Source organism: Streptomyces sp. NPDC093568 (assembly GCF_044764945.1).
GTDB lineage: Bacteria > Actinomycetota > Actinomycetes > Streptomycetales > Streptomycetaceae > Streptomyces.
Map to the genome: position 1 here is coordinate 42213 of NZ_JBIWJD010000002.1, position 19306 is coordinate 61518.

A 19306-nucleotide genomic window follows, 5' to 3' on the forward strand; every position below is an offset into this window, starting at 1 on the left:
TCACCTTCCGTGCGGGGCGAGTCGGGTGTCGGGCTGGAAGCGGACGGGCAGCGCGGTCAGGCCGGCCAGGAAGGTGCCGGGACGGTTGTGGAGTTCGTTCTCCGGCACGGCGAGGTCGAGGCCCGGGAGCCGGTCGAGGACGCGTTCGAGGGCGGTCTCGGCGATGAGACGGCCGAGGTCAGGTGCCGGGCAGCCGTGTACTCCGGCCGAGAAGGCAAGGTGACCTTTGTTTCCCGCACGTGCGCCGGGGGCGACCACCAGGGTCGGGTCTCCGTTGGCGGCGGCGAAGGACACGAGGATCGGATAGCCGGGCCACAGGTCCACGCCCTCGTAGCTCTGCTGGCCGATCGCGTACAGAGGGCTGTAGTTGGGCACGGGCGGGTTGTCCCACAGGACTTCTTCGAGGGCGTCAGTCACGGGCCGGACTCCGGCGTGGACGCTCCCGGCGAAGCTGGGATCGGTCAGGACCCGTCGCAGGCCGTTTCCGACGAGGTTGCTGGTCGGGGGCGCGGCTGCACCGATGACCAGCAGGATCGTCTGGACCATCTCGGCGTCGGTCAGGCCGGCCGCGATCAGGTAGCTGGCGACGTCACGGCCAGGCGCGCGCCGCTTGAGATGGGTCAGCTCCAGGCAGGCGGCTTCCAGCTCGGCGTTGGCCTGTTCGACGTCCGCGCCGTCGAACAGGCGCGTGACGGCGCCGACGATGCGCATGCCGAGCTCCTGGGAGCAGCCGAACATGTTGATGACGGTGAGCATCGGCAGTGGGTCGGAGTACTGGGCGACCATGTCGGCTTGCCCGGTTGCGGCGAAGGTGTCGATCAGCTGGTCGGCGATGCCGGTGACGGCAGCGGCCAGGGCGTGGGTGTCGACCTGGGCGACAGCAGTGTTGATCGCGTTACGCAGCCGGGTGTGCTCGGGGCCGTCCTTCCAGAGGGCGTTGTCCCGCGGTTGCATCATCATGAGGGCCGGGCTGTCGGCCGGCACCTGTCCCAGCCGCAGAGCCTCCCAGTGCCGGGGGTCTTTCGCGAACCGGCTCGGGGTGTTGCGCAGCAGGTAGACGGCGGCCCGGTAGGTGACGGCCAGGTATCCGTACACGCCCGGGGAGATCTCGACCGGAACGATCGGGCCCTGGGCGCGCAGCCTTCGATAGGTGGCGTGCGGGTCGGCGCTGAAGGCGTCGCCGTAGATCGGGTTCGGGCCGGTGGTCGGCGGTGTCTGCTCGTGGGCCGGGCATTGCCCGGCGGAGGGCTGGGGGTGTGTGGTCATCGGGCGGCTTCCGGCGTGTGGGTCAACAGGTGGTGAATGAGGGCGATCAGCGCGTCGCGGGAGCTGTCCCGGTCGCGGGCGTCGCACCACACCAGCGGGGTGCCGTCGTCGAGGGCCATGACCTCGCGCAGACGCTGATCGGGGATGACGGGCGCTCCGGCGAACGCATTGATCGCGACGGCGTACCGGAGTCCGAGATTTTCGACGAGCTGGAGGATCGGGTAGGTCTCGGCCAGACGGCGTGTATCGACCAGGACCAGTGCGCCGAGCGCGCCGATGGAGAGGTCCTCAAGGACCGGAAAGAATCGGGGCTGGCCAGGGGCACCGAACAAGTACAGAACGAGGTCGTGACTCAGATGGAGGCGACCGAAGTCCATGGCCACAGTGGTCTTCGACTTGTCCGGCAGGTCTGTGTAATCAACATCCGCACCCGCGCTCGTCATCACCTCTTCGGTGCTGACGGGAGCGATCTGCGACAGGCCGTGCACGAGCGTCGTTTTCCCGGCAGCGAAGTGCCCGGCGACCAAGATCTTCGCGGTGCGCTCGTCCCCGCGAAGTTTTGGCGAGGCTTCAGAGTTTGCGAAGGCCGGCAAGGACATCCTCCAGCAGCGTGCGGGTGGTGTTGGCAGCGTCGGTGATGCGCTGCAGGGTGTTGATGTGACCGGACGCCATGAGATCGGCCAGCAGGATGCGCAGCACGCTCACCGGCAGCCTCAGGAACGCTCCGAGTTCGGCGACCGACTGGGCACTGTGCGCCAACTTCTCCAGGATCGCGGCGTGTTCAGGGTTGAGCTGGGCACGGCTGAGGTGGGCGGCAGACTCGGACAGGGTGATCAGAGTGATGTGGTCGAAGTGGTTGCGGCTGGCGTGCGACCGGCCGGAGGTGACCACATACGTCCGCACCAGCGGGTCGCCACCGCGCCGTGCCTGGCTCATGCGCTCTCGGCCTGGGGCTGCCGGGGAGCGACCGCGAGTTCGGGCCCGAGGCGCTCGACCGTTTTGGTCATCTGATAGGAGAACGCCGCGATGTCCACATCGGGGCCGGCAGAGACCACCAGGAAGGCCCCTGCGGCAGCGGCGATGATGAAGAGAAAGCCGTCCTTGAAGCTGACCATCGTCTGCTGCCAGGCGGTGCCACCGCTGCTGACGAAGACGGCGCCGTTGCGGCTGAGGGACTGCATGCCCGAGGCCATCGCGGCGACTGAGTCGGCCGTGTCGCGGTCGACGCCCTCGGACGCCGCCATCTGTAGTCCGTCGGCGGACAGCAGCACAGCATGGCGGGCATCAGGCGCCGATACGAGCTCGTCGAGGATCCAGCTCAGATTGGGGCGGGTCGGGCTGCTCACGATGTCGACTCCTCGTCGGTGGGGGTACGTGCGGACTGCGTGCCGCGGACGAACGCGGCGAGCGCTTGGCCGGCCTCGGGGGGTGGGGTCTGCGTCGCGGGACGGGTGGGACCCGTCCTCGGAGCGGCGGCGCGGGTACGGACGGGCAGGCCGTCGGCCGCCACCGGGTATTCCTGCGCGGGTTGTGCCGCGGGGGAAATGCCGGGCGCCGGAACGGCCGGCTGCGGCACGGCCTGCTCGGGACTTGGGGCGGCAGGCGGAGCGGCGAGCAACTCGCGGGGCAGGTACAGCACCGCACGGACTCCACCGTGGACCGAGTGTTCCTCGTCAACCGAAACGCGGAAGCCGTACTGGGCGGCGAGGGCTCCGACGCCGAGGTGACCGAAGCTGGGCGGAGTGCGGAGTTCGGTGAGCCGGACCGGGTGCTGTCCGGAGAGACGGCGCGCGGCCTCTTCACGAGCCTCGGGCCTCATGCCGGGCCCGGCGTCGTGAATCTGGATGCTGATGCCGTGGTGGGTTTCGAGGAAGCTGACTTCCACCGGGGTACTGGGGGCGCTGTGCCGGGCAGCGTTGTCCAGCAGCTCGGCCACCGCGAGTACGACGGGCTCGACGTAGCGGCCGGCGACATAGTGTGCGGACTCCTTGGGGACCTCTACCCGGCGGAAATCCCGGATTCTCGACACGCCGCCCCGTACCGTCTCCAGAAGCGGCGCGTCCTCACGAATGCGTCCCGGCCACATGCCGGTCAGGACCCCGAGGATCTGCAGACGGCGGGCCAGCTGGCTAGCCGCGTGGTCGATGGGCTGGACCAACTCCAGGAGCTTCTCATCGTGCTCCGTGTCCAGCAGATGAGTGATCGCGCTCTGTTGCTCGTAGACCAGGGCTTGAACGGACCGCGTGACCGTCTGCAAGGACGAGCGGGCCACCCCCTCAGCATGGTCGGATGCCTGCGCGGCCAAGGCGTTGACCTGTTCCAGTACCGAGAGATACGCCCTCCCGGTAACGCTGCTGGCCAACGGAGCGTGAAGAAGGCCGCCAGCAGAAGCGATATCTCCGGTTCCGTGCTGTAGCGCGTACACCAGGGCCGGCAGACGGGACTCGGCCAAGTGCTTGGCCTCCTCGTCCCGCGCGGCCACTCCCCGCTCGGCGTCGACCGCCCTCTGTCCGGTTGCGGCAGCCTGCGTCGCCAGCGTCCCAACGCGGTCGCGGTGCTCAGCCGCTTTGTGCCGGTAGTGCAGTGCAAGGGCACCGGCGGCGATCATGCCTCCGGTCGGCGCCCATACCAGCACGTGCTCTATCAGGGGGGTCATCAGATCCTCACGGGTGCAGAAAGGAAGGGGTAGTACGTCGTGTCACGGATTACGGCCGCCGGGGCGCGACCTGGACCAACTCCGGTCCGACGGGGGGCAAGACCATCGCGGTCTCCAGGCACACCCCGGCGGCGGCCTACGGACCACAAGGGGTGGTTGGTGGCGCCATATGGCATGTTGACCCATCAGCGCCCATACCGGCCGCGGCGCCGACCAGTTCCTCCAAGTGACTCAACGACGACGTCGCGGGAATCGCAGCCACATGCCGACCACGGGCAAGGACCCAAGAAAGGGCCTTCAAAGGATCCGCAGCGAGCTTCCCCGAGTTCAGAGGACGGCTGGCCACGTAGGGGATGCCCGCGGTCGCGCACATGTCGAGGACCGGGTCGAACTCCTTTGACAGATTCAGACGATTCTGAACTGCGGCGATCGTGCCGTGCATCATCGCGAGGGTCAGATCGGCCTCGGTTGCATTAACGACCCCGACGTGGCCGATCTTGCCCTCCGCCCGCATCTCCATCAGGGTGCCGATCTGGTCCGCCACAGCGACCTCCGGATCGAGCCAGTGCAAGTAGCACAAGTCGAGCCGCTCGACATCGAGTCGGCGGAGACTGCCTTCCACCGCATGGCGCAGGTACTCCGGACGGCCAAGAGGAGCCCAATGGTCCGCGGTTGGCCGGACGACTCCGACCTTGGTCGCGACCAACACCTCATCCCGATACGGAAACAGAGCCTCACGCACGAGTTGCTCCGCGAAATGCGGGCCGTACGCGTCAGCGGTGTCGATGTAGGTGACGCCATGCGTGTCGGCTGCAGCACGCAGGACTGCGACGGCTGCCCCGTAATCGTTTGGTTCACCCCAAGCACAAGCGCCCGTAAGGCGCATCGTGCTCAGACCTAGTCGTGATACCTGCTTTCCGGCAATCTCGATCTGACCACCGAGAGGTGACCTCGTCATGCTGCGAGCACCGCCCTGCGTGCGGTCTGGATGACCCGGTGGACTGCTTCGGCCTGACTGTCCGTCGATTCGCTTACGGCGAGATAGGGCTGTTTCGAGTTGCGCAGCAGGCGGTGTACGTGCTGGTCGACCAGCGCACTGAAGTGCACCTCGCCGCATTCCCACGTTCCGTCTTCTGGATTCGGATCGAAGAGGGTAGCCAGTGCCAGGTCGAATGCCGCGAACCTGTCACTGGCAAGTTGCATAATCCGACGCGTTGTCAGGGGCTCGGGCACTTCTCCCCGGAATTCGAGAGCAGCGGTGTAGCCGGCAACTGCCGAGAAGGACACCCCGTCGGCCAGCACGACGTCGACCTCGCGAGCAGCGGCGGCTGCGATCTCATTCGCGGCCCCCTGGCTGATTAACCATTCTGCGGTCTGCTCGGTCTGGCGCTGCATCGTCGGAAACCCCTGTGCAGAAGCATGGATATGCGAGAGATCGCTCGTACGGACCACCCGCAAGCCACTGTCTGTCAGCGCAGCGTCGAGAAGAGAGGCCAGACGGGTCTTGCCGGACCTGGGCGCTCCGAGGACACCAATCAACGTGGGAGGGTTCAACACGATGTCTTTCCTTCATCGGGGCAAGGTCATCAGCCGCTACCAGCGGGGCATTCAAGCTCCAGCAGTGCCCTGGCTTGCCTGCGGCAGTTGAGGTCGTGATCAAAAGACTCGCCGGTTGCAGGGAGCTTTGGTAGGAGAAGCGCCTCCCCACTTCTCCCCACTTGAAGATGGTGAGCGGCACATATCGGAGGCAGTACTTGCCAGAGCCAGCCGCGCATATAGGGGCTTTCCAGGCATCCATGACGGTTGATGAGACGTCAGCCTGGCGTTGGGCACCCTGGATTCACACCCACCCCACTTCGCCCCACTTCACGCAAACCTCTTGACTTATGGCCGGGCACGATCTAGGACACCCTCGCCAAGGTCCCTGAAAACCACAGCCGTTATCGACGAGAATCCGCGTCGGGCCAGGCCAGGCACGATGGCTGGCCGCCCACACCCTCGTAATGACGGTCCCGCGCTCCGCCTCGCCAACATCGCTCCCCGTCGAGCCTGTGCGGCTCCGGATGCTCGCGAAGCGACTGTGAAATTGGAACTAATGGAATCTATTACCCCATATAGGCGTCGTGACGTACCGGAGGCACGCTGCCAAGTGGGGTGAAGTGGGGTGCAGCACCGTGTACCGCGCCAGAGGCTCATGGGCCACGGTGTCCGGAGGACTACATACGTCCGCACCCCCCGGGCATCTCAGAGCACAAGGAGACGAGGGCATGCCCAGTCCCGTAACCGCCATGGCCCACGCTGCCATTGCACTTGGCGAGCCCCTCGCGCACGCCCACATCGACCTCACCGGCCTTGCGCGACCCCAGAAGGTCGCCCGCGACCTGGTGCGCGAAACGTTGGACGGCGTGGACACCAGATCCATGGACGACGTCGAATTGGTCGCCGCCGAACTGGTCTGCAACGCCGACAGCCACGTCCCTGGAAACGGCCCCATGCAGCTGGCAGTCGACTGCTACGCGAGGGGAGTGCTCCTACAGGTGAGCGATAGCGGCACAGACGTTGACGCCATCCCCCGGGAGCCGAAACCACCCACTCCAGAGAGTCAAGGAGGGCGTGGCCTCGTTCTCATGCAGGAACTGGCGAGCAGCTGGGACGTGGTGAAGGTCGAGTCCGGGAAGAAGGTAGTTGCCGTCTTCCTGCACCAGCCGACCAGGGGATCGTAATGAGTGGCTCCAGGCTTTCCCCAAGAGCACTGTTCCCCGGGGCACCCTTGACCCCTCTGGGCGTCAGTACTGGCAGCACCCGTTGGGATCTTTCCAGTGGCGCTGCTGACGACCGCGAGATCCTCAGGGGCCTCCGCCAAGCTATAGAGTTGGGTGCTTCCTTTATCGACACCGCAGACTCCTTGGGAGACGGCCGCGCCGAACGCCTCATCGGAAAGGTGCTCCGCGACTACAGAAACTACAGGATCCCTGTCATCAGCAAGGTCGGTCGACTGCGCGGCTCCGCCCCGCACCCGTACGCCGGCCCCCGCGTGCGGCACCAGCTGGAACAAACACTCGAAAACCTCCGCATGGAAGAGCTCGGGGTCTACGTACTGGATTCGCATGACTTCGGTCCCGGCGAGCGCTATCTAAGCCCTGTTATCGGACAGTTGCGCGCCATGCGCGATTTGGGTCAGATCCGGGCTATTGGACTGCGGGGCCCAACGGATGTTGACTCCCCAGAGCGCATCCAGCGCTTTCTATGGTTGGTCGAAGAGATTGAGCCTGATGTTATCTGGGCCCAAGCCAACGGCCTCCAACCCCCTCCGTCCATCGAACAGGGAAACGATCTCTGTCACTTCACCGCTAGACATGGTATCGGGCTGGTCATTGCCTCGCCCCTTGCGCATGGGCTGCTCGCCGGCCAAGGCAACTACCACGTCTTGGAACCACTGTTCAGAGTCCCCAGCCGCAATGCTGCAAGCATCGTGCAACACGGCCTGCGCGACCTCGGCGACCGGTTCGGACATCAGCCCGGAATTCTGGCCCAGATCCTACTGCGAGCACGCCTGCAACGAACGCCGCACGCAGTGGTTGCCGTCGGAATCACGGATGAACGGCGAGTCCGCGAATGCTTCAGATGCCTAACCGTAGAGCTCACGGATGGAGAGCTCGGCTACATCGAAGACGTACTGTCCCAGATACGGTTGGGCATTCAAGGCCTGCGCGGCGGGCGCGACACTTCCAAGGCCTGCACGGGAGGCGTCAGTTGAACCCAACGGGCCCGAGTTCGAAGCGGCAATCCAAGAGTTCAGAGTTGAACTGGGGGAAAGAAAGGGGTGGTGGCCGATCCCAATACACCGAGGGTCGGCCACAACCATTTCAAGAACTCAGGCCAGGCCAATCATTTCATCGAACTCGCCATCACGTGCGCCCAGGACCCAGGCCTGTGCCTCACTGAGGGTGTACACCATGGGCGGGCGGTCGGGGTTCTTGGTGTCGCCGACGAGGATCAAGTCGTCCTTGCGGCCCACCCTCACGCAGTCCCCTCCTCCGCCGCTGTAGCTCGACACCTTCCACTCGACGTCTGACAGGTCGAGTTCGGACGGGTCGGGCTTCTGCGACCGCTGCTTGCTCACTTACAACTCCTTGATCATTTCCTTGAGGCGCGCGCGTGAGTCTTCCGGTCCTGGGGCCATGGCCCAGAGATTCGTGAAGGCCGCGGCGTAGCGATCCGTGTACAGCTCCTCGTCGAAGTACCCCGAGCTGACCATGTTTTCAAGCCACACGACGGACCGCGCGGGCTCGGGGAATTCCATCAGCACGAAGCCGCCAGCCAGACCAGGATGGCAGCCGATCGTCTCTGTGCTCGGCAGGATCCTGATCGAGGTCTTGGGATCGTTGGACTCATCGACCAGGCGCTCCAACTGCTCGGTGAGGACTGCCCGGTCGTTGACGGTACGGCGCAGACCGTCTTCGTCGACGAGGGCCTGGAAGTCATGAAGTGCACCCTGGCGGCTTCGTTTCTGGCGATCAAGACGGATGTCAACGAGAGCCCTGACCTCCGCAGGACGTAGGTCGGGACGCATATGCTCGATGACATGGAGTGCGTACGCACGGGTCTGCAGAAGTCCAGGAACGATCCGTGGCTGGTAGTTGCGCACGCGGATCGCCTGCTGTTCCAGAGCAAGGAAGCCTTCGAAACGCATCGGGCCCAGCACATCAGCGTTTCGGCGCCACAAGGCTGGCCGAGGGCTCCTACTCGTCTGCTCGGCATTCAGCAGCGCAAGGATCTCCGCAATGTCACTAGGATCTGCATCGATGGCCTCAAGGATCGCACCAGCCAGGCCGTGTTCCCGGGGAAGGCGCTTGCGCTGACCGCGTTCGATGCGACTCAAGGTGCTCTGGTCGAGCTTGACCGGCGGGTCGCGGTCCAGGAGGCGCGCGCAGACGTCATTCTGCGTCAGGCCGCCACGCTCCCTTAGCTCCTCCAGGCGGGCACCCACCTCACGCAGCGTCAGGGACGGAGTGGATCCGTTGGCATCCGGCATGACGGCAAGTGTGCCTCCTCCGTCCTCGCCCTACAACCAAACTTTCAGCATTATGCTGCTTCATATTGCAAGTTGAGGGCTCGTCGGAGCATCCTAGCGAGGGTCACGATGCGTACGAGTCTCGTCGCGGCAGGTGGCGCGCGCCATCGGGCGCGCCCGGCCGCAGCTCGTCCCCACCCTGCGTCCGAGGAGGGCCGCCATGCGCCGCCCCACACGGTTCCACGTTCTACTCAAAGAGCGCGGCTGGGACAGCTGGGAGGAGTTCTCCGTCCATTTTGTTGCGGCTGCAAGGGACTTGGCCCACAAGACCGGCCGACAGCGCCTTGCTACGGTCGGAGTCGGGCAGACGACCTTCGACCGATGGGCTGGTGGCGTCTGGAGCGGCCGGCCTCGCGCGGACGCTGCTGAGGTTCTGGAGCATCTCTTCGGAATCCCAGTCGATGAGCTCTTCGGTCCTGCACGCACTACGCAGGAGTTGCGTCCACCGGCCGCGGAAGTGATCGAGAGGCGGTGGCCTTCCACCTCCCGGCTCGTCCTGATGGCAACCCGAGGGACAGGCGTGTGGGAACTCACCGGAAGGGATGTCCTCGACGGCACCGCGGCGGCGGTGAACGTGATGAAGGCCAGGCCCGCCGGAGAAGGCAACGACGTACGGCTCCTGGATCCCGAGCGCGAACTGGATCGGTTCTTACAGCCAGTGCGACGAGGCTTCTTGCTAGGGGTTGACGAGCACAACGACCCTTACAACCTGTATGTACTCGACGGCACAGCGGCTCGCCGAACGCGTGTCGCCGTAGGTGCTCACCGTAGCGCCGTTTCCATCCCTCGGGCTTACCTCCTCGATGACATCACCTACGGGCTCGTGTGGTTCCTCACACAACTGGACGACGGCCTTCTGGCAGACGACCACGCTCTCGACGCGGAAAGCGGCAACCTCGTTACCTACCTTGCACTCCCGCGGTCTGCACCGAGCCGACTAATGCTGGATCTGACAGCTGCGGGTACTAGTTGGTGGGGATCTGCCTTCTGCGCTCACTACATCGAACGCCAGCTGCGTGAGGCCAACGAGGTGCCTGCCTTCTGGACTCGCGAGCAATCAGGCTCGGAGGCCGGCGCCTGGCTCTTCTTCCGGCACAAGGTCGAGTACCTGCAACGTACGGGAAACCTCGCGACCACGTCGAAGTCTACTTCCAGAGTGTTCTGCATCCCCGAGACATCTGTCACCGGCGCTGACCGTCACGAACGAGTTCTGCTGCTGCTCGCCATTGCGCTGATGGAGCACCATGGCATCCGGGTCCGGGTCACCGCCGATCCCGCCTACGAGGAGATGGACGGAATCGCCCTCATCCCTGGGCAACGTGCTGTAATCGCCAACTGGGTCCGCGTCCAAGGAGAAGCACTGTGGGTCGCCACCACAACCAGCAGCCGCAGTGACCTGCGCTCCTACACGGCGGCCTTCGGCGACGCGCAGCAGGCGGACGTCCTAACGGGGGACGCCCCGGGGAGCAGACTTGAACAACTCGCACGCTACCTCGACATCGACTGGAGATGGGTAACCAGTCGGTCGCGTGAACTAGCGGAGCACGGTGTCGCGGGCCTTGTCCGCCCGCGAAGCAGACTGCTGACCCTTGAAGGCATCGAGGACGCGCTGTCGTACCTCGGCAGCTTCACGCCCGAGCCCTGAACCTGATAAGCACATCCCTCTGCGCCCAGAACTGAAAGGGAGTACGTGTCTTCCACCATGCCAAGCAGCACCGCCAAAGTGGTCACCTTCGGCGGCACCATCGCAATGACCCGCACCAGCACTGATGCAGGTGGTGTCAAGCCGCGTTTGACGGGTGCTGACTTGGTGGCAGCCGTACCCGAACTCGCCACCGCCGCGCAGATTACGGTCGAGGACTTCCGCCAGTTGCCAGGCGCCTCACTCCGTCCTGCCGACATTGTCGCCTTCGTCGAGCACATCGCCAAGTACGAAGCTGAAGGCATCAACGGCATCGTGGTCACCCAAGGCACGGACACCCTGGAGGAGACTGCCTTCCTTACGGACCTGTATCACCCCACTGGCCTTCCTATCGTCTTCACCGGCGCCATGCGCAACCCGAGCCTGCCAGGCCCGGACGGGCCAGCTAACCTCCTCGCCGCTGTACAGACTGCGGTCTCACCCGACGTCCGCGACCTCGGCGTGCTGGTCGTCCTCGGCGACGAGATTCACGCAGCCCGTCACGTCCGCAAGACCCACACAACGAGTCCCGGAGCCTTCACCTCACCCAGTGCCGGACCGCTCGGGCAAGTAGTCGAGGGCACACCCCGTATCCACCGCTCCGTGACGCCTCTACCGCCCGTTCCTCTCCCCAACTGCGGCGAACACCCGCGCGTGGAAGTGGTGATGGCAACCCTCGGAAGCGACGGCACAATCCTGGACGCGCTGAAGGACACGGTCCAAGGTCTCGTGATCGCCGCCTTCGGCGTCGGACACGTCCCGGCCTCCTGGTGCGACCGACTCGAAGCGCTAGCCGCCACCATGCCCGTCGTCCTCGCCTCCCGTATTGGCACCGGTCCCGTACTCGCGAACACCTACGCGTTCCCCGGCTCTGAAAGCGACGTACTCAATCGCGGCCTCATCAGCGCCGGCACCCTCGACCCGATTAAGGCTCGGTTGCTCCTCAGCGCGCACCTGGCCGCCGACAGCTCCCAGAGCGAGATCGAAGCGGCATTCGCCGCCCGCCGCTGACTCACCCCATCCCGGAGACCCTCATGCGTTCCACCGAGTTCACCGTTGGCCGACACATCGTCGTCGTGCTTGAACACGGCGACGATTTCTACCAAGGCCTCGCCGCCGCCTGCGCCCAGCACAACATCCAGTCCGGGTACATCCCATCCTTCGTGGGTGGATTCCGAACAGCACGCCTCGTCGGCGATTGCAAGCCTCTTGAGAACCCGGATGCGCCCCTCTGGGAGTCCATTGAGGTCGAGTACCTGGAGGGGCTTGGCGGTGGCACTCTCGCCTGGGACACAGAGAATGACGCGCTCGCACCCCACATCCACGTCGCTGCTGGCATCAAGGACTCGTCCGCTGAAGGGCGCGTCTCTCACCTCTTGGACGCCAGCGTCCAGTTCATCTGTGAGATCCCTGTGGTGGAACTGATCGCCGACGTGCCTGGGCCCGCCCTGGTCCGCAGTAGCGACCCCCATCTGGATGTCCCGATCCTCGGCTTCGGCAGCCCGCGGTAGCAAGGTAGGCGGCAGTGCGCAGACCGACTCGCTTCCGCCAGGTCCTCCACCAACGTCGCCTGCACACCTTTGAGACGTTCCTCGTCCACTTCGAGCGTGCCGTTCAGGAAGTGGCTCGACTGGAAGGCAACCGACGACTCGCCACCGTGATCCTCACCCGGACCACATTCGAACGGTGGATTGAGGGCGACCTCCTCGGCACCCCGCGGTCCGACGCATGCAAGGTCTTGGAGCACCTCCTCGGCGAACCTGCGGAGATCCTCTTCGGCCCGCCCCACCCCGCAGATGCGGTAACGCGTGTGATGACAGGCCCGTCACCCCATCTCGACGCCGTAGCTTCCTTCCGTCTGGCCGATCGGCGACTCGGCGGCGGTCACGTCTACAGCTCCCTCGTGCTCTACCTGCGCAACGAGATCGCCCCCGGTCTTTTCGGACTGGCCGGCAGCCACGGCAGCGAGGAATCACTGCTTGCAGGTGCCGTTCTCACGGAAATGGCTGGCTGGATGGCCCACGACCTCGGCCATGACAACGTTGCGCGAGGGCATTTCACCAGCGCGCTAAAGCTGGCGGAAGCAGTCGGCGAACCGGCAGTTGTCGCCAACATCGACGCCGGCATGAGTCATCTCGCTCTCCAAGCCGGTCAAGCCGGCGAAGCGGCCAATCTCGCCCACCGCGGTCTGGCGCGCCTGCGTACTACCGAGCCCGTGCCAGTTCTCACCGCGCGCCTGCACGCTATGAAGGCCCGAGCCTTCGCGCGCCTCGATGCCGCCACGCAAGCTCAGCGCTCACTGGACAGCGCCCAAGAAGAACTCCAGGGCGCGGACCTCTCGACCGCTCCCGGTTGGGTAGCGCCCTTCGACCACGCGTCGCTGGCGAGCGAATCGGCGTCAGTCCTGCTGGACCTGCACCGACTCCCAGAAGCAGCCGAGGAAGCAGAGCGGGCCCTGAAGCTGCGCGATGCAAGCCGTGCCCGGAGCCGGGCTCTTGGACAGGTGACCCTCGCTCGTATCCTGATTGCCCAAGAACAACTGGACGCAGCCTGTGAGATCTCGCACGAACTCCTCGGGATGAGCCAAGTTCTTGGTTCCGTACGCGTCAGCCACCAACTCGACCTCCTGCAGGACGCCTTCGTGCCACACGCACGCACGTCATCCGTCCGTAAACTGCTTGAACGCATGACCGCCGAGGCCCGTCACCGTAAATTGCTGCTTGCCAGTCTCACCGTTCCGGAAGGCCGCCCCGAATGAGCAATGCGCCCAAACCAGGAGAACCCGGGCGTGAGGCATACCTCGCAGCAGGCAACGCACAGCAGGCCAGGAAACGCGTGGTCGCTGATGCTCTCATCCGAGACCACAAAGGACTCGTACTCCTTGTGGACCCCGCGTACAAGCCCGGGTGGGACCTCCCAGGCGGCATGTCGGAGGGCAACGAGGACCCAATTGACACCGTCACACGAGAGCTCTGCGAGGAGCTGGGACTCGACACCCGCAGCATCCAGGTGCACGGCCTGCTGTGCGTGGACTGGGTGGAGCCGCACGGCCCATGGGACGACCTTCTCGCGTTCATCTTCGACGGCGGCGTCCTACCGCCTGAACAAGTCGAGAGTCTCTCGATCAAGGACGACGAGCTCAAGGCCTTCCAGTTCCTTCCTCCAGGCGAAGCGCTCTCCCTGCTCCCCGCTCGGCAGCGTGCACGCGCGGCCCAGGCACTCAAAGCGCTGGCTGACGGCATCCCTAGGTACCTGCAAAACGGCGTCCCAGCATGGAGGCTGCCAGCAGACACGACGCTGGCCTGACCGTGCTCTGCCAGGCAAGACACCGAAATTCATATGGGCATGGACTCGTGGGACCTCGGCTATAGGGATGGCAAACCGTTGCCTAGCCACCTGCATCTCGCTCGCCATCGCGACGGCGCCACCCGCTGGGGAGGCTCTCATCCATAGCCCCTACGCGGATGCCGACTAGGTAATACTCGGCCGAGCTTGCCGGGGAAAGCGTCGACCGGGATGTGGGTGCGGAGTTCGAGTCAACATCCTGTCGACTCAGTGGAGAGAAATGGCCACCTAAGAATGAATCCCCGTGCCGCGCTAAATTCAGGTAGCGAATGCCTCTTCCAGGCGAGCATCACTCTCACTGTCGGACCCTTCAGGTGTCGGCAGCAAATGCTCACGTGTCACCACTTTCGGCAGGCCGAAGTATTCCTGTATGTACGCTAGGGGCGTTCGATTCTTAATCGAGGCCTCTATTGTGGTTCGACGTAGATCAGGCACTGCTACGTGGAGACCCCTCGCATCTTCGCCTGAAACGGCTGCGAGAACCGATAAGAAGTGCTGGGTTTCTGCAATCCGGGGTAGCAGCGGGCACACCCGGCTCCGTCGCTGCCCCCGCCAATTGAGCCTCGACAGGCTCGCAGTCGGGTCGCCCGGAGGAATCTCACCCCGGGCCCGACTACATGCGCAGACTGCGTGTCGCACACGACGTATGCCTTGCCGCCGGCCAACTCGCCGGCCAAGCCCGCCGGCCTAGAACTCTTGGGCAGCGCCACGGAGGAGCACGGGGATACGGGGACACCGAACTTGCCGCGCAGCGTTACAAGGAGTCTCTCTTCATCTACATGGCCGTTGGATCCGCAAGAGGTCCCGCCGTCGTGGACCGACTCGCATCTCTGGCCCCGCATCTGTAGGTCAGCAGTCCGCCCTCACGCCCGCTGGAAGCGGCATACGAGGGCGACGCCTCTCACTTTTCTCTACAGGTGTTTACGACATAACGTCCTATAAGCATTGATAACGCGCACAGTAAACCTGTCGAATCTGGAGCGATTGAGCTAGCGTCACCTCATACATAAACACCCGTAGATGGATGGTTCTGGCGCGCTCGCACCGCGGGCTTGGCGTCCAGGTCAACCCACCACGGGTGAGGAGACGTGGCCACAGGAGGCTGGATCTTGCCGGATGCCAGGTTCAGAAGCAGGAGGGTTTCGGCTTCGAGTCCACCCGAAATTGCAGAGTCGGGCGCCGCGACAAGCAAATCAAAAAGGTCATCAGAAACCACTCCGTCGGATTCCGTCGATCGCTATATGATGCCCCGTGAGGTGGAACACCGACTTGGCATTTCACCTTCAACGCGGCGCCGGTGGACCAATCGCGGTCTTCTGCGCGCCTATCCTCTTGGCCCGTACTACCGACCCGGCCCAGGAGAAAACCGGGAAGGAAACAGGAATGGCAGCCGGGTGCGCTACAGCGAGAAGCAGGTCAATGACCTGTTCGAGCGCATCAAGAGGGGTGAGCTTGCTCGCTCACCGAAGCCGCTGGACTCCTAAGTGCTACAGGCTAAGAAAGGTTGAGATTCTTCCACGGAAGGGGCACATGGCCGAGTCCGATGCACCGTTTGATCGGTGGCACAAGAGATATCCGAAAGAAGGCGAAGCTCCCTGCAAGTGCGGCACCAAGAGGAAGCCGCTTTACCCGTCTGCTGACCATGGCCGCGGCCAGCAGTGGCAGGCTCGCTACACGGACCCCAACGGGAAGCCCAGGCGCCCAGCATTCGACAGCTGGCAAGAGGCTCGCGACCACTTGGACGAGGTTCGGGTGGACATGCGTAACGGCACCTGGGTCGATCCCGACATCGGGAACGAGAAGGTCGCTGTGTTCGCGGAACAGCTAATCGAAGGACGAAAGAAGAGGAACAAGAACGAGAACACGACGGGCACCTACGAGAGCCACCTGCGCACTCACATCGTCCCGTTCATGGGCAACCGGATAGCCAAGACTCTCAAGCGACGGGATACGACAACCCTTGTGGATCATCTGATCGACAAGCCGGGAATCGAGTCGGCCTACTACGTCGTCCAGATCTTCAAGACGTGGCGCATCTTGGTCAACTACATGGTTGACGCGGATGTCCCACTCCCGGCAAATATCGTGTCCCGGATCGATCTCCCCGAGGTCGAGGATCGCGTCGAGGTCGCTCTCTCACCCGAGCAAGTGGCGGACCTGGCGCGCGCCATGCGGGAAGTCCAGCCGCGATACGAGGTCTTGGTGTGGATCGCAGCGTGTGCGGGCCTGCGCGAAGGCGAGGCCTTCGGTCTCCTTGAAAGCCGTGTGGTCTGGGACCAAGATCTCCTCTACGTCGAGGAGCAGCGGCAAAAGGGCAAGAAAGCCAAGCTGAAGACCAAGGCGAGCTATGCCACGCTGCCGGTTGATCACTTCCTCATGCAGCGCCTCGCCTACCATCTGACCCACTTCAAGGGGCCGGCGCCGGTGTCCAAGGCGGCACAGCAGAAGCGCCGTCAGCGGGGCTACGTGCCGCCGCCTGACGAGGGGCTGATCGTCACCACCGTGCAGGGCCGGCCACTGACACGGAGTCACTTCAACGACGTGTGGCGGAAGGCCGTGGAACGGGCCGGGCTCCCGAAGGGCACCCGGTTCCACGACCTCAAGCACTTCTACACGTCCCGGCTGGGCGCGGACAAGATCGACAGGCACGATCCGAAGACCGTGCAGGCGCTCTCCCGGCACGCCGAGTTCTCCGAGACGTGGGACACCTACGCGCACCCGCCGGTGGCCGTACAGGGTGTGAAGGTAAGGACATTCAGCCGTCTCTTCGGTCCGGATCAGCGCGGCCCGATGGAGTCTGCTGACACCGAGCAGGCGGCGTAGCAGTGCTGGCAGGCCTGGCCCGCGCGGCCGGGTGAACCTGGGCTTGGGGACTTGACCCCAGCGGCCCCTGATGTGCAAGACTCATTGACGCAACGAGGCTAACCATCGCGGCGCGAAGGGTGAGTTGGACCCGTGGAACGGCCAACCCGCCTGATTCGACCCCGATTCGACCCCGGAGGCGCAGGGAAGAGCGGACACCCGCTCTGACCAGGGCCGGAGGGGTGCAACAGGACAGACCGGCCTGTACGCCGGGTTCTGTCACCCGGTCGCCTCGCGGCGGCCGGGGAGACGGCCATCCATCTAGGACCGGTGTTGCCACCGGCCTCGTGCGGTCTACCCGGGGACTCGGGCGGGCAGCCCTCGAACGTCCCCGCAGTCGCGCCAAGGCGCTCCCTTTTGACCTTGCTCCGGGTGGGGTTTACCTAGCCGCCTGAGTCACCTCAGGCGCTGGTGGTCTCTTACACCACCGTTTCACCCTTACCCAGCGCCGAAGCGCTGGGCGGTTTGCTTTCTGTGGCACTGTCCCGCGGGTCACCCCGGGTGGCCGTTAGCCACCACCCTGCCCTGTGGAGCCCGGACGTTCCTCGGGAAGCCCCTTGAGGGACTCCACGCGGCCGTCCGCCCGGCTCGTCTGCCGTGTCGACCATGGTACCGGCCTGCGGGGGGACGTTGTCGCCAGCACCGAACCCGCCAGGATCAGGACGAAGGCCACGGCGATTCCCGCGGTGAGGCGCTCGTCCAGGAAGACGGCGCCCGCCACCACCGCGACCGCCGGATTGACGTACGTGAAGACCGTCGCCCGCGTCGGGCCCACCTCCCGGATCAGCTCCAGGAAGGCCACGAAGGCGACCGCCGTGCAGAGCGCGCCCAGGGCTGCCAGGGCGGTCAGGGTGTCGGCGGAGGGCATGGCGGACAGCCGGGTCAGCGCCGCCGCGGGGGCGTAGACCAGCGCTGCCAGGGTCAGGCAGGCGGCGGTGAGCTGGAGGGAGGGGACGTCCTTGAGCCACCTCGCGGCGATCAGCGGGGCCGTCGCATAGCCCAGGACCGTCAGCAGGACCTCGGCGAGGGAGCGGGCGTCGCCTCCCGTCAGGTGCGGGACCGTGAGGGTCGCGACGCCGGCCAGGCCCAGGGCGAGGCCGGTCAGGCGGCGGACGCCCAGGTGCTCGGTGGAGCCGAAGAAGCGGGCCAGGGCCACCCCGACGATCGGCACCCCCGCGATCAGCAGGCCCGCCGTGGAGCTGGACAGGTGGCGCTCGGCATCCGTCAGGGTCCACCAGGGGCCGATGATCTCTATGCAGGCGAAGGCCAGCAGCGGGCGCCAGTGCGTCCGTATCGTCCGGGGCAGACCGCCCTGGCGGAGTGCGAAGGGGAGCAGGAGCGCGGCGCCCAGCGCGCAGCGCGCGAACACCACCATGGACGGGGAGACCTCGTCCACGGCCACCTTGATCAGCAGATACGGGATGCCCCAGACCACGCTCATCAGGGCGAACAGGAACCAGCCGCGTGCAGTCATGCGGCGAGTTTCGGCCCCGTCACCACCGGGTGTCTTGAACGCTGTTGCGGTACGCCGCCGGGGTCACCCCGAGCACGCGGCGGAACCAGCGTGTGAGGTGCGCCTGGTCCGCGAAGCCGACCAGGCCCGCGACCTCCGCCGGGCGCAGGCCCGTCTCCAGCAGGCCGCGCGCCCGGCTCACCCGGTACTGGGCCAGCCAGGCGTACGGCGGTATCCCCATGGTGGTGCGGAAAGCGCGCAGGAGCTGGTAGCGGGAGAGGCCCAGGTCGGTGGCGAGGGACGCCAGGGAGGGCGGGGCCGTGAGCTCGTCGGCGAGGCGGTCGCGGACCGCTCGCGCTATGTGATCGGCGCCCGCGACCGTGTCCGTCGTCGCCCGGGCGGTGGAGTGGCGGCGGGTCAGGGCCGTCATGAGCCACGGGATGCGGGACTCGGCCTCCAACGGGTCCGGGCAGGCGGCCAGTTCGGCGTGCGTGAGGCTCAGGGCGGCGGCCAGCTCGGGGTCGTCGGGGACGAGGGGGTCGCGGAAGTGCGGGGCGGCGGTGCCGAGGGTGCCGTCGGTCAGCAGGGACGTGGGGGCGTACAGGGCCCGGTAGGCGTAGCCGCCCGTCTCGGCCGGGCCGCCCGTGTGCATCTCGCCCGGGGCCAGGACGACGATGGAGCCGGGGGTGGGGCGGATGCGACCGCCCCGGTAGTCGATGATCTCGCTGCCACCGACGCAGACGCCGATCGTGAACTCGTCATGGGCGTGCGGGGCGTAGACGTGTCGGTCGAAGCGGGCGGTCAGCAGGTCGAGGGCCGGGCCGTCCCGGCCGAGCCGCGCCCTGGTCCACAGCGCCTGTTCACCCACTTCGCACCCCCTGTGCCGTACAGACCCAACACCGCGGGCCCCCGTTTCCATGCCCCGGACGCGTCCGCTTGACCCTGCCGCAACGTCAACGTCTCTACTGG

18 protein-coding genes, 1 other RNA gene and 1 pseudogene are annotated in these 19306 nt (G+C 65.5%); 8 read left to right on the forward strand and 12 right to left on the reverse strand.

Going from position 1 to position 19306, the window contains the following annotated elements; genetic code table 11:
- The 7 genes from ACIRD7_RS09680 to ACIRD7_RS09710 form a co-directional block, all read right to left on the reverse strand.
- Positions 1 to 1266 (reverse strand): cytochrome P450, encoded by a 1266-nt coding sequence (locus tag ACIRD7_RS09680; RefSeq protein ID WP_403451844.1) that lies wholly within the window; start codon positions 1264 to 1266, stop codon positions 1 to 3.
- Positions 1263 to 1865 (reverse strand): GTP-binding protein, encoded by a 603-nt coding sequence (locus ACIRD7_RS09685; RefSeq protein ID WP_403451846.1) that lies wholly within the window; start codon positions 1863 to 1865, stop codon positions 1263 to 1265. Before ACIRD7_RS09685 ends, ACIRD7_RS09680 begins: the two co-directional genes overlap by 4 nt.
- Positions 1837 to 2202: a DUF742 domain-containing protein gene (locus ACIRD7_RS09690; RefSeq protein ID WP_403451847.1), complete on the reverse strand. Its 366-nt coding sequence runs from the start codon at positions 2200 to 2202 to the stop codon at positions 1837 to 1839. Before ACIRD7_RS09690 ends, ACIRD7_RS09685 begins: the two co-directional genes overlap by 29 nt.
- A complete protein-coding gene (locus ACIRD7_RS09695; RefSeq protein WP_403451849.1) occupies positions 2199 to 2612 on the reverse strand; it encodes a roadblock/LC7 domain-containing protein in 414 nt (137 codons plus the stop codon). Before ACIRD7_RS09695 ends, ACIRD7_RS09690 begins: the two co-directional genes overlap by 4 nt.
- A complete protein-coding gene (locus tag ACIRD7_RS09700; RefSeq protein ID WP_403451851.1) occupies positions 2609 to 3922 on the reverse strand; it encodes a sensor histidine kinase in 1314 nt (437 codons plus the stop codon). Before ACIRD7_RS09700 ends, ACIRD7_RS09695 begins: the two co-directional genes overlap by 4 nt.
- A gap of 136 nt (positions 3923 to 4058) precedes the next feature.
- Positions 4059 to 4880 (reverse strand): aldo/keto reductase, encoded by an 822-nt coding sequence (locus ACIRD7_RS09705; protein ID WP_403451853.1) that lies wholly within the window; start codon positions 4878 to 4880, stop codon positions 4059 to 4061.
- Complete coding sequence (locus ACIRD7_RS09710; RefSeq protein WP_403451854.1) at positions 4877 to 5479, reverse strand: hypothetical protein; 603 nt, start codon at positions 5477 to 5479, stop codon at positions 4877 to 4879. Before ACIRD7_RS09710 ends, ACIRD7_RS09705 begins: the two co-directional genes overlap by 4 nt.
- Positions 5480 to 6189: 710 nt before the next feature.
- Between ACIRD7_RS09710 and ACIRD7_RS09715 the strand changes: the two genes are divergently transcribed.
- Positions 6190 to 6645 (forward strand): ATP-binding protein, encoded by a 456-nt coding sequence (locus ACIRD7_RS09715; RefSeq protein ID WP_403451855.1) that lies wholly within the window; start codon positions 6190 to 6192, stop codon positions 6643 to 6645.
- Positions 6645 to 7679 (forward strand): aldo/keto reductase, encoded by a 1035-nt coding sequence (locus ACIRD7_RS09720; RefSeq protein ID WP_403451857.1) that lies wholly within the window; start codon positions 6645 to 6647, stop codon positions 7677 to 7679. Before ACIRD7_RS09715 ends, ACIRD7_RS09720 begins: the two co-directional genes overlap by 1 nt.
- A 117-nt stretch (positions 7680 to 7796) precedes the next feature.
- On the opposite strand, the gene ACIRD7_RS09725 is transcribed toward ACIRD7_RS09720, so the two are convergent.
- Entirely contained in the window at positions 7797 to 8045 is a 249-nt protein-coding gene (locus ACIRD7_RS09725; RefSeq protein ID WP_403451859.1) for a DUF397 domain-containing protein, read from the reverse strand.
- A complete protein-coding gene (locus ACIRD7_RS09730; RefSeq protein ID WP_403451861.1) occupies positions 8046 to 8957 on the reverse strand; it encodes a helix-turn-helix domain-containing protein in 912 nt (303 codons plus the stop codon).
- A 199-nt stretch (positions 8958 to 9156) separates the two neighbouring features.
- On the opposite strand from ACIRD7_RS09730, the gene ACIRD7_RS09735 reads away from it, so the two are divergent.
- The 6 genes from ACIRD7_RS09735 to ACIRD7_RS09760 all read left to right on the forward strand — a co-directional run bounded on the left by ACIRD7_RS09735 (position 9157) and on the right by ACIRD7_RS09760 (position 16845).
- On the forward strand, positions 9157 to 10641 hold the full coding sequence (locus ACIRD7_RS09735; protein WP_403451863.1) for a hypothetical protein: 1485 nt from the start codon (positions 9157 to 9159) through the stop codon (positions 10639 to 10641).
- 45 nt (positions 10642 to 10686) lie between these two features.
- Positions 10687 to 11688 carry an asparaginase gene (locus ACIRD7_RS09740; RefSeq protein ID WP_403451864.1) on the forward strand — a complete coding sequence of 334 codons (1002 nt, stop codon included), beginning with the start codon at positions 10687 to 10689 and terminating at the stop codon, positions 11686 to 11688.
- Between the two features lie 23 nt (positions 11689 to 11711).
- Positions 11712 to 12188 (forward strand): PPC domain-containing DNA-binding protein, encoded by a 477-nt coding sequence (locus tag ACIRD7_RS09745; RefSeq protein ID WP_403451865.1) that lies wholly within the window; start codon positions 11712 to 11714, stop codon positions 12186 to 12188.
- A gap of 14 nt (positions 12189 to 12202) precedes the next feature.
- Positions 12203 to 13435, forward strand: a complete 1233-nt coding sequence (locus ACIRD7_RS09750) for a hypothetical protein (protein WP_403451867.1) — start codon at positions 12203 to 12205, stop codon at positions 13433 to 13435.
- A complete protein-coding gene (locus ACIRD7_RS09755) occupies positions 13432 to 13983 on the forward strand; it encodes an NUDIX domain-containing protein (protein ID WP_403451869.1) in 552 nt (183 codons plus the stop codon). Before ACIRD7_RS09750 ends, ACIRD7_RS09755 begins: the two co-directional genes overlap by 4 nt.
- Positions 13984 to 15780: 1797 nt before the next feature.
- Entirely contained in the window at positions 15781 to 16845 is a 1065-nt protein-coding gene (locus ACIRD7_RS09760; protein WP_403451870.1) for a tyrosine-type recombinase/integrase, read from the forward strand.
- A 228-nt stretch (positions 16846 to 17073) separates the two neighbouring features.
- Here ACIRD7_RS09760 and rnpB read toward each other — a convergent pair.
- From rnpB to ACIRD7_RS09775, 3 genes and pseudogenes are all read right to left on the reverse strand, one after another.
- Positions 17074 to 17475: RNase P RNA component class A (gene rnpB / locus ACIRD7_RS09765), an RNA gene on the reverse strand.
- A 100-nt stretch (positions 17476 to 17575) separates the two neighbouring features.
- Positions 17576 to 18358: pseudogene (locus ACIRD7_RS09770) on the reverse strand (DMT family transporter); the annotation flags it as partial.
- Positions 18359 to 18377: 19 nt separating this feature from the next.
- Positions 18378 to 19256: an AraC family transcriptional regulator gene (locus ACIRD7_RS09775; RefSeq protein WP_403451872.1), complete on the reverse strand. Its 879-nt coding sequence runs from the start codon at positions 19254 to 19256 to the stop codon at positions 18378 to 18380.
- Between the last annotated feature and the right edge of the window lie 50 nt (positions 19257 to 19306).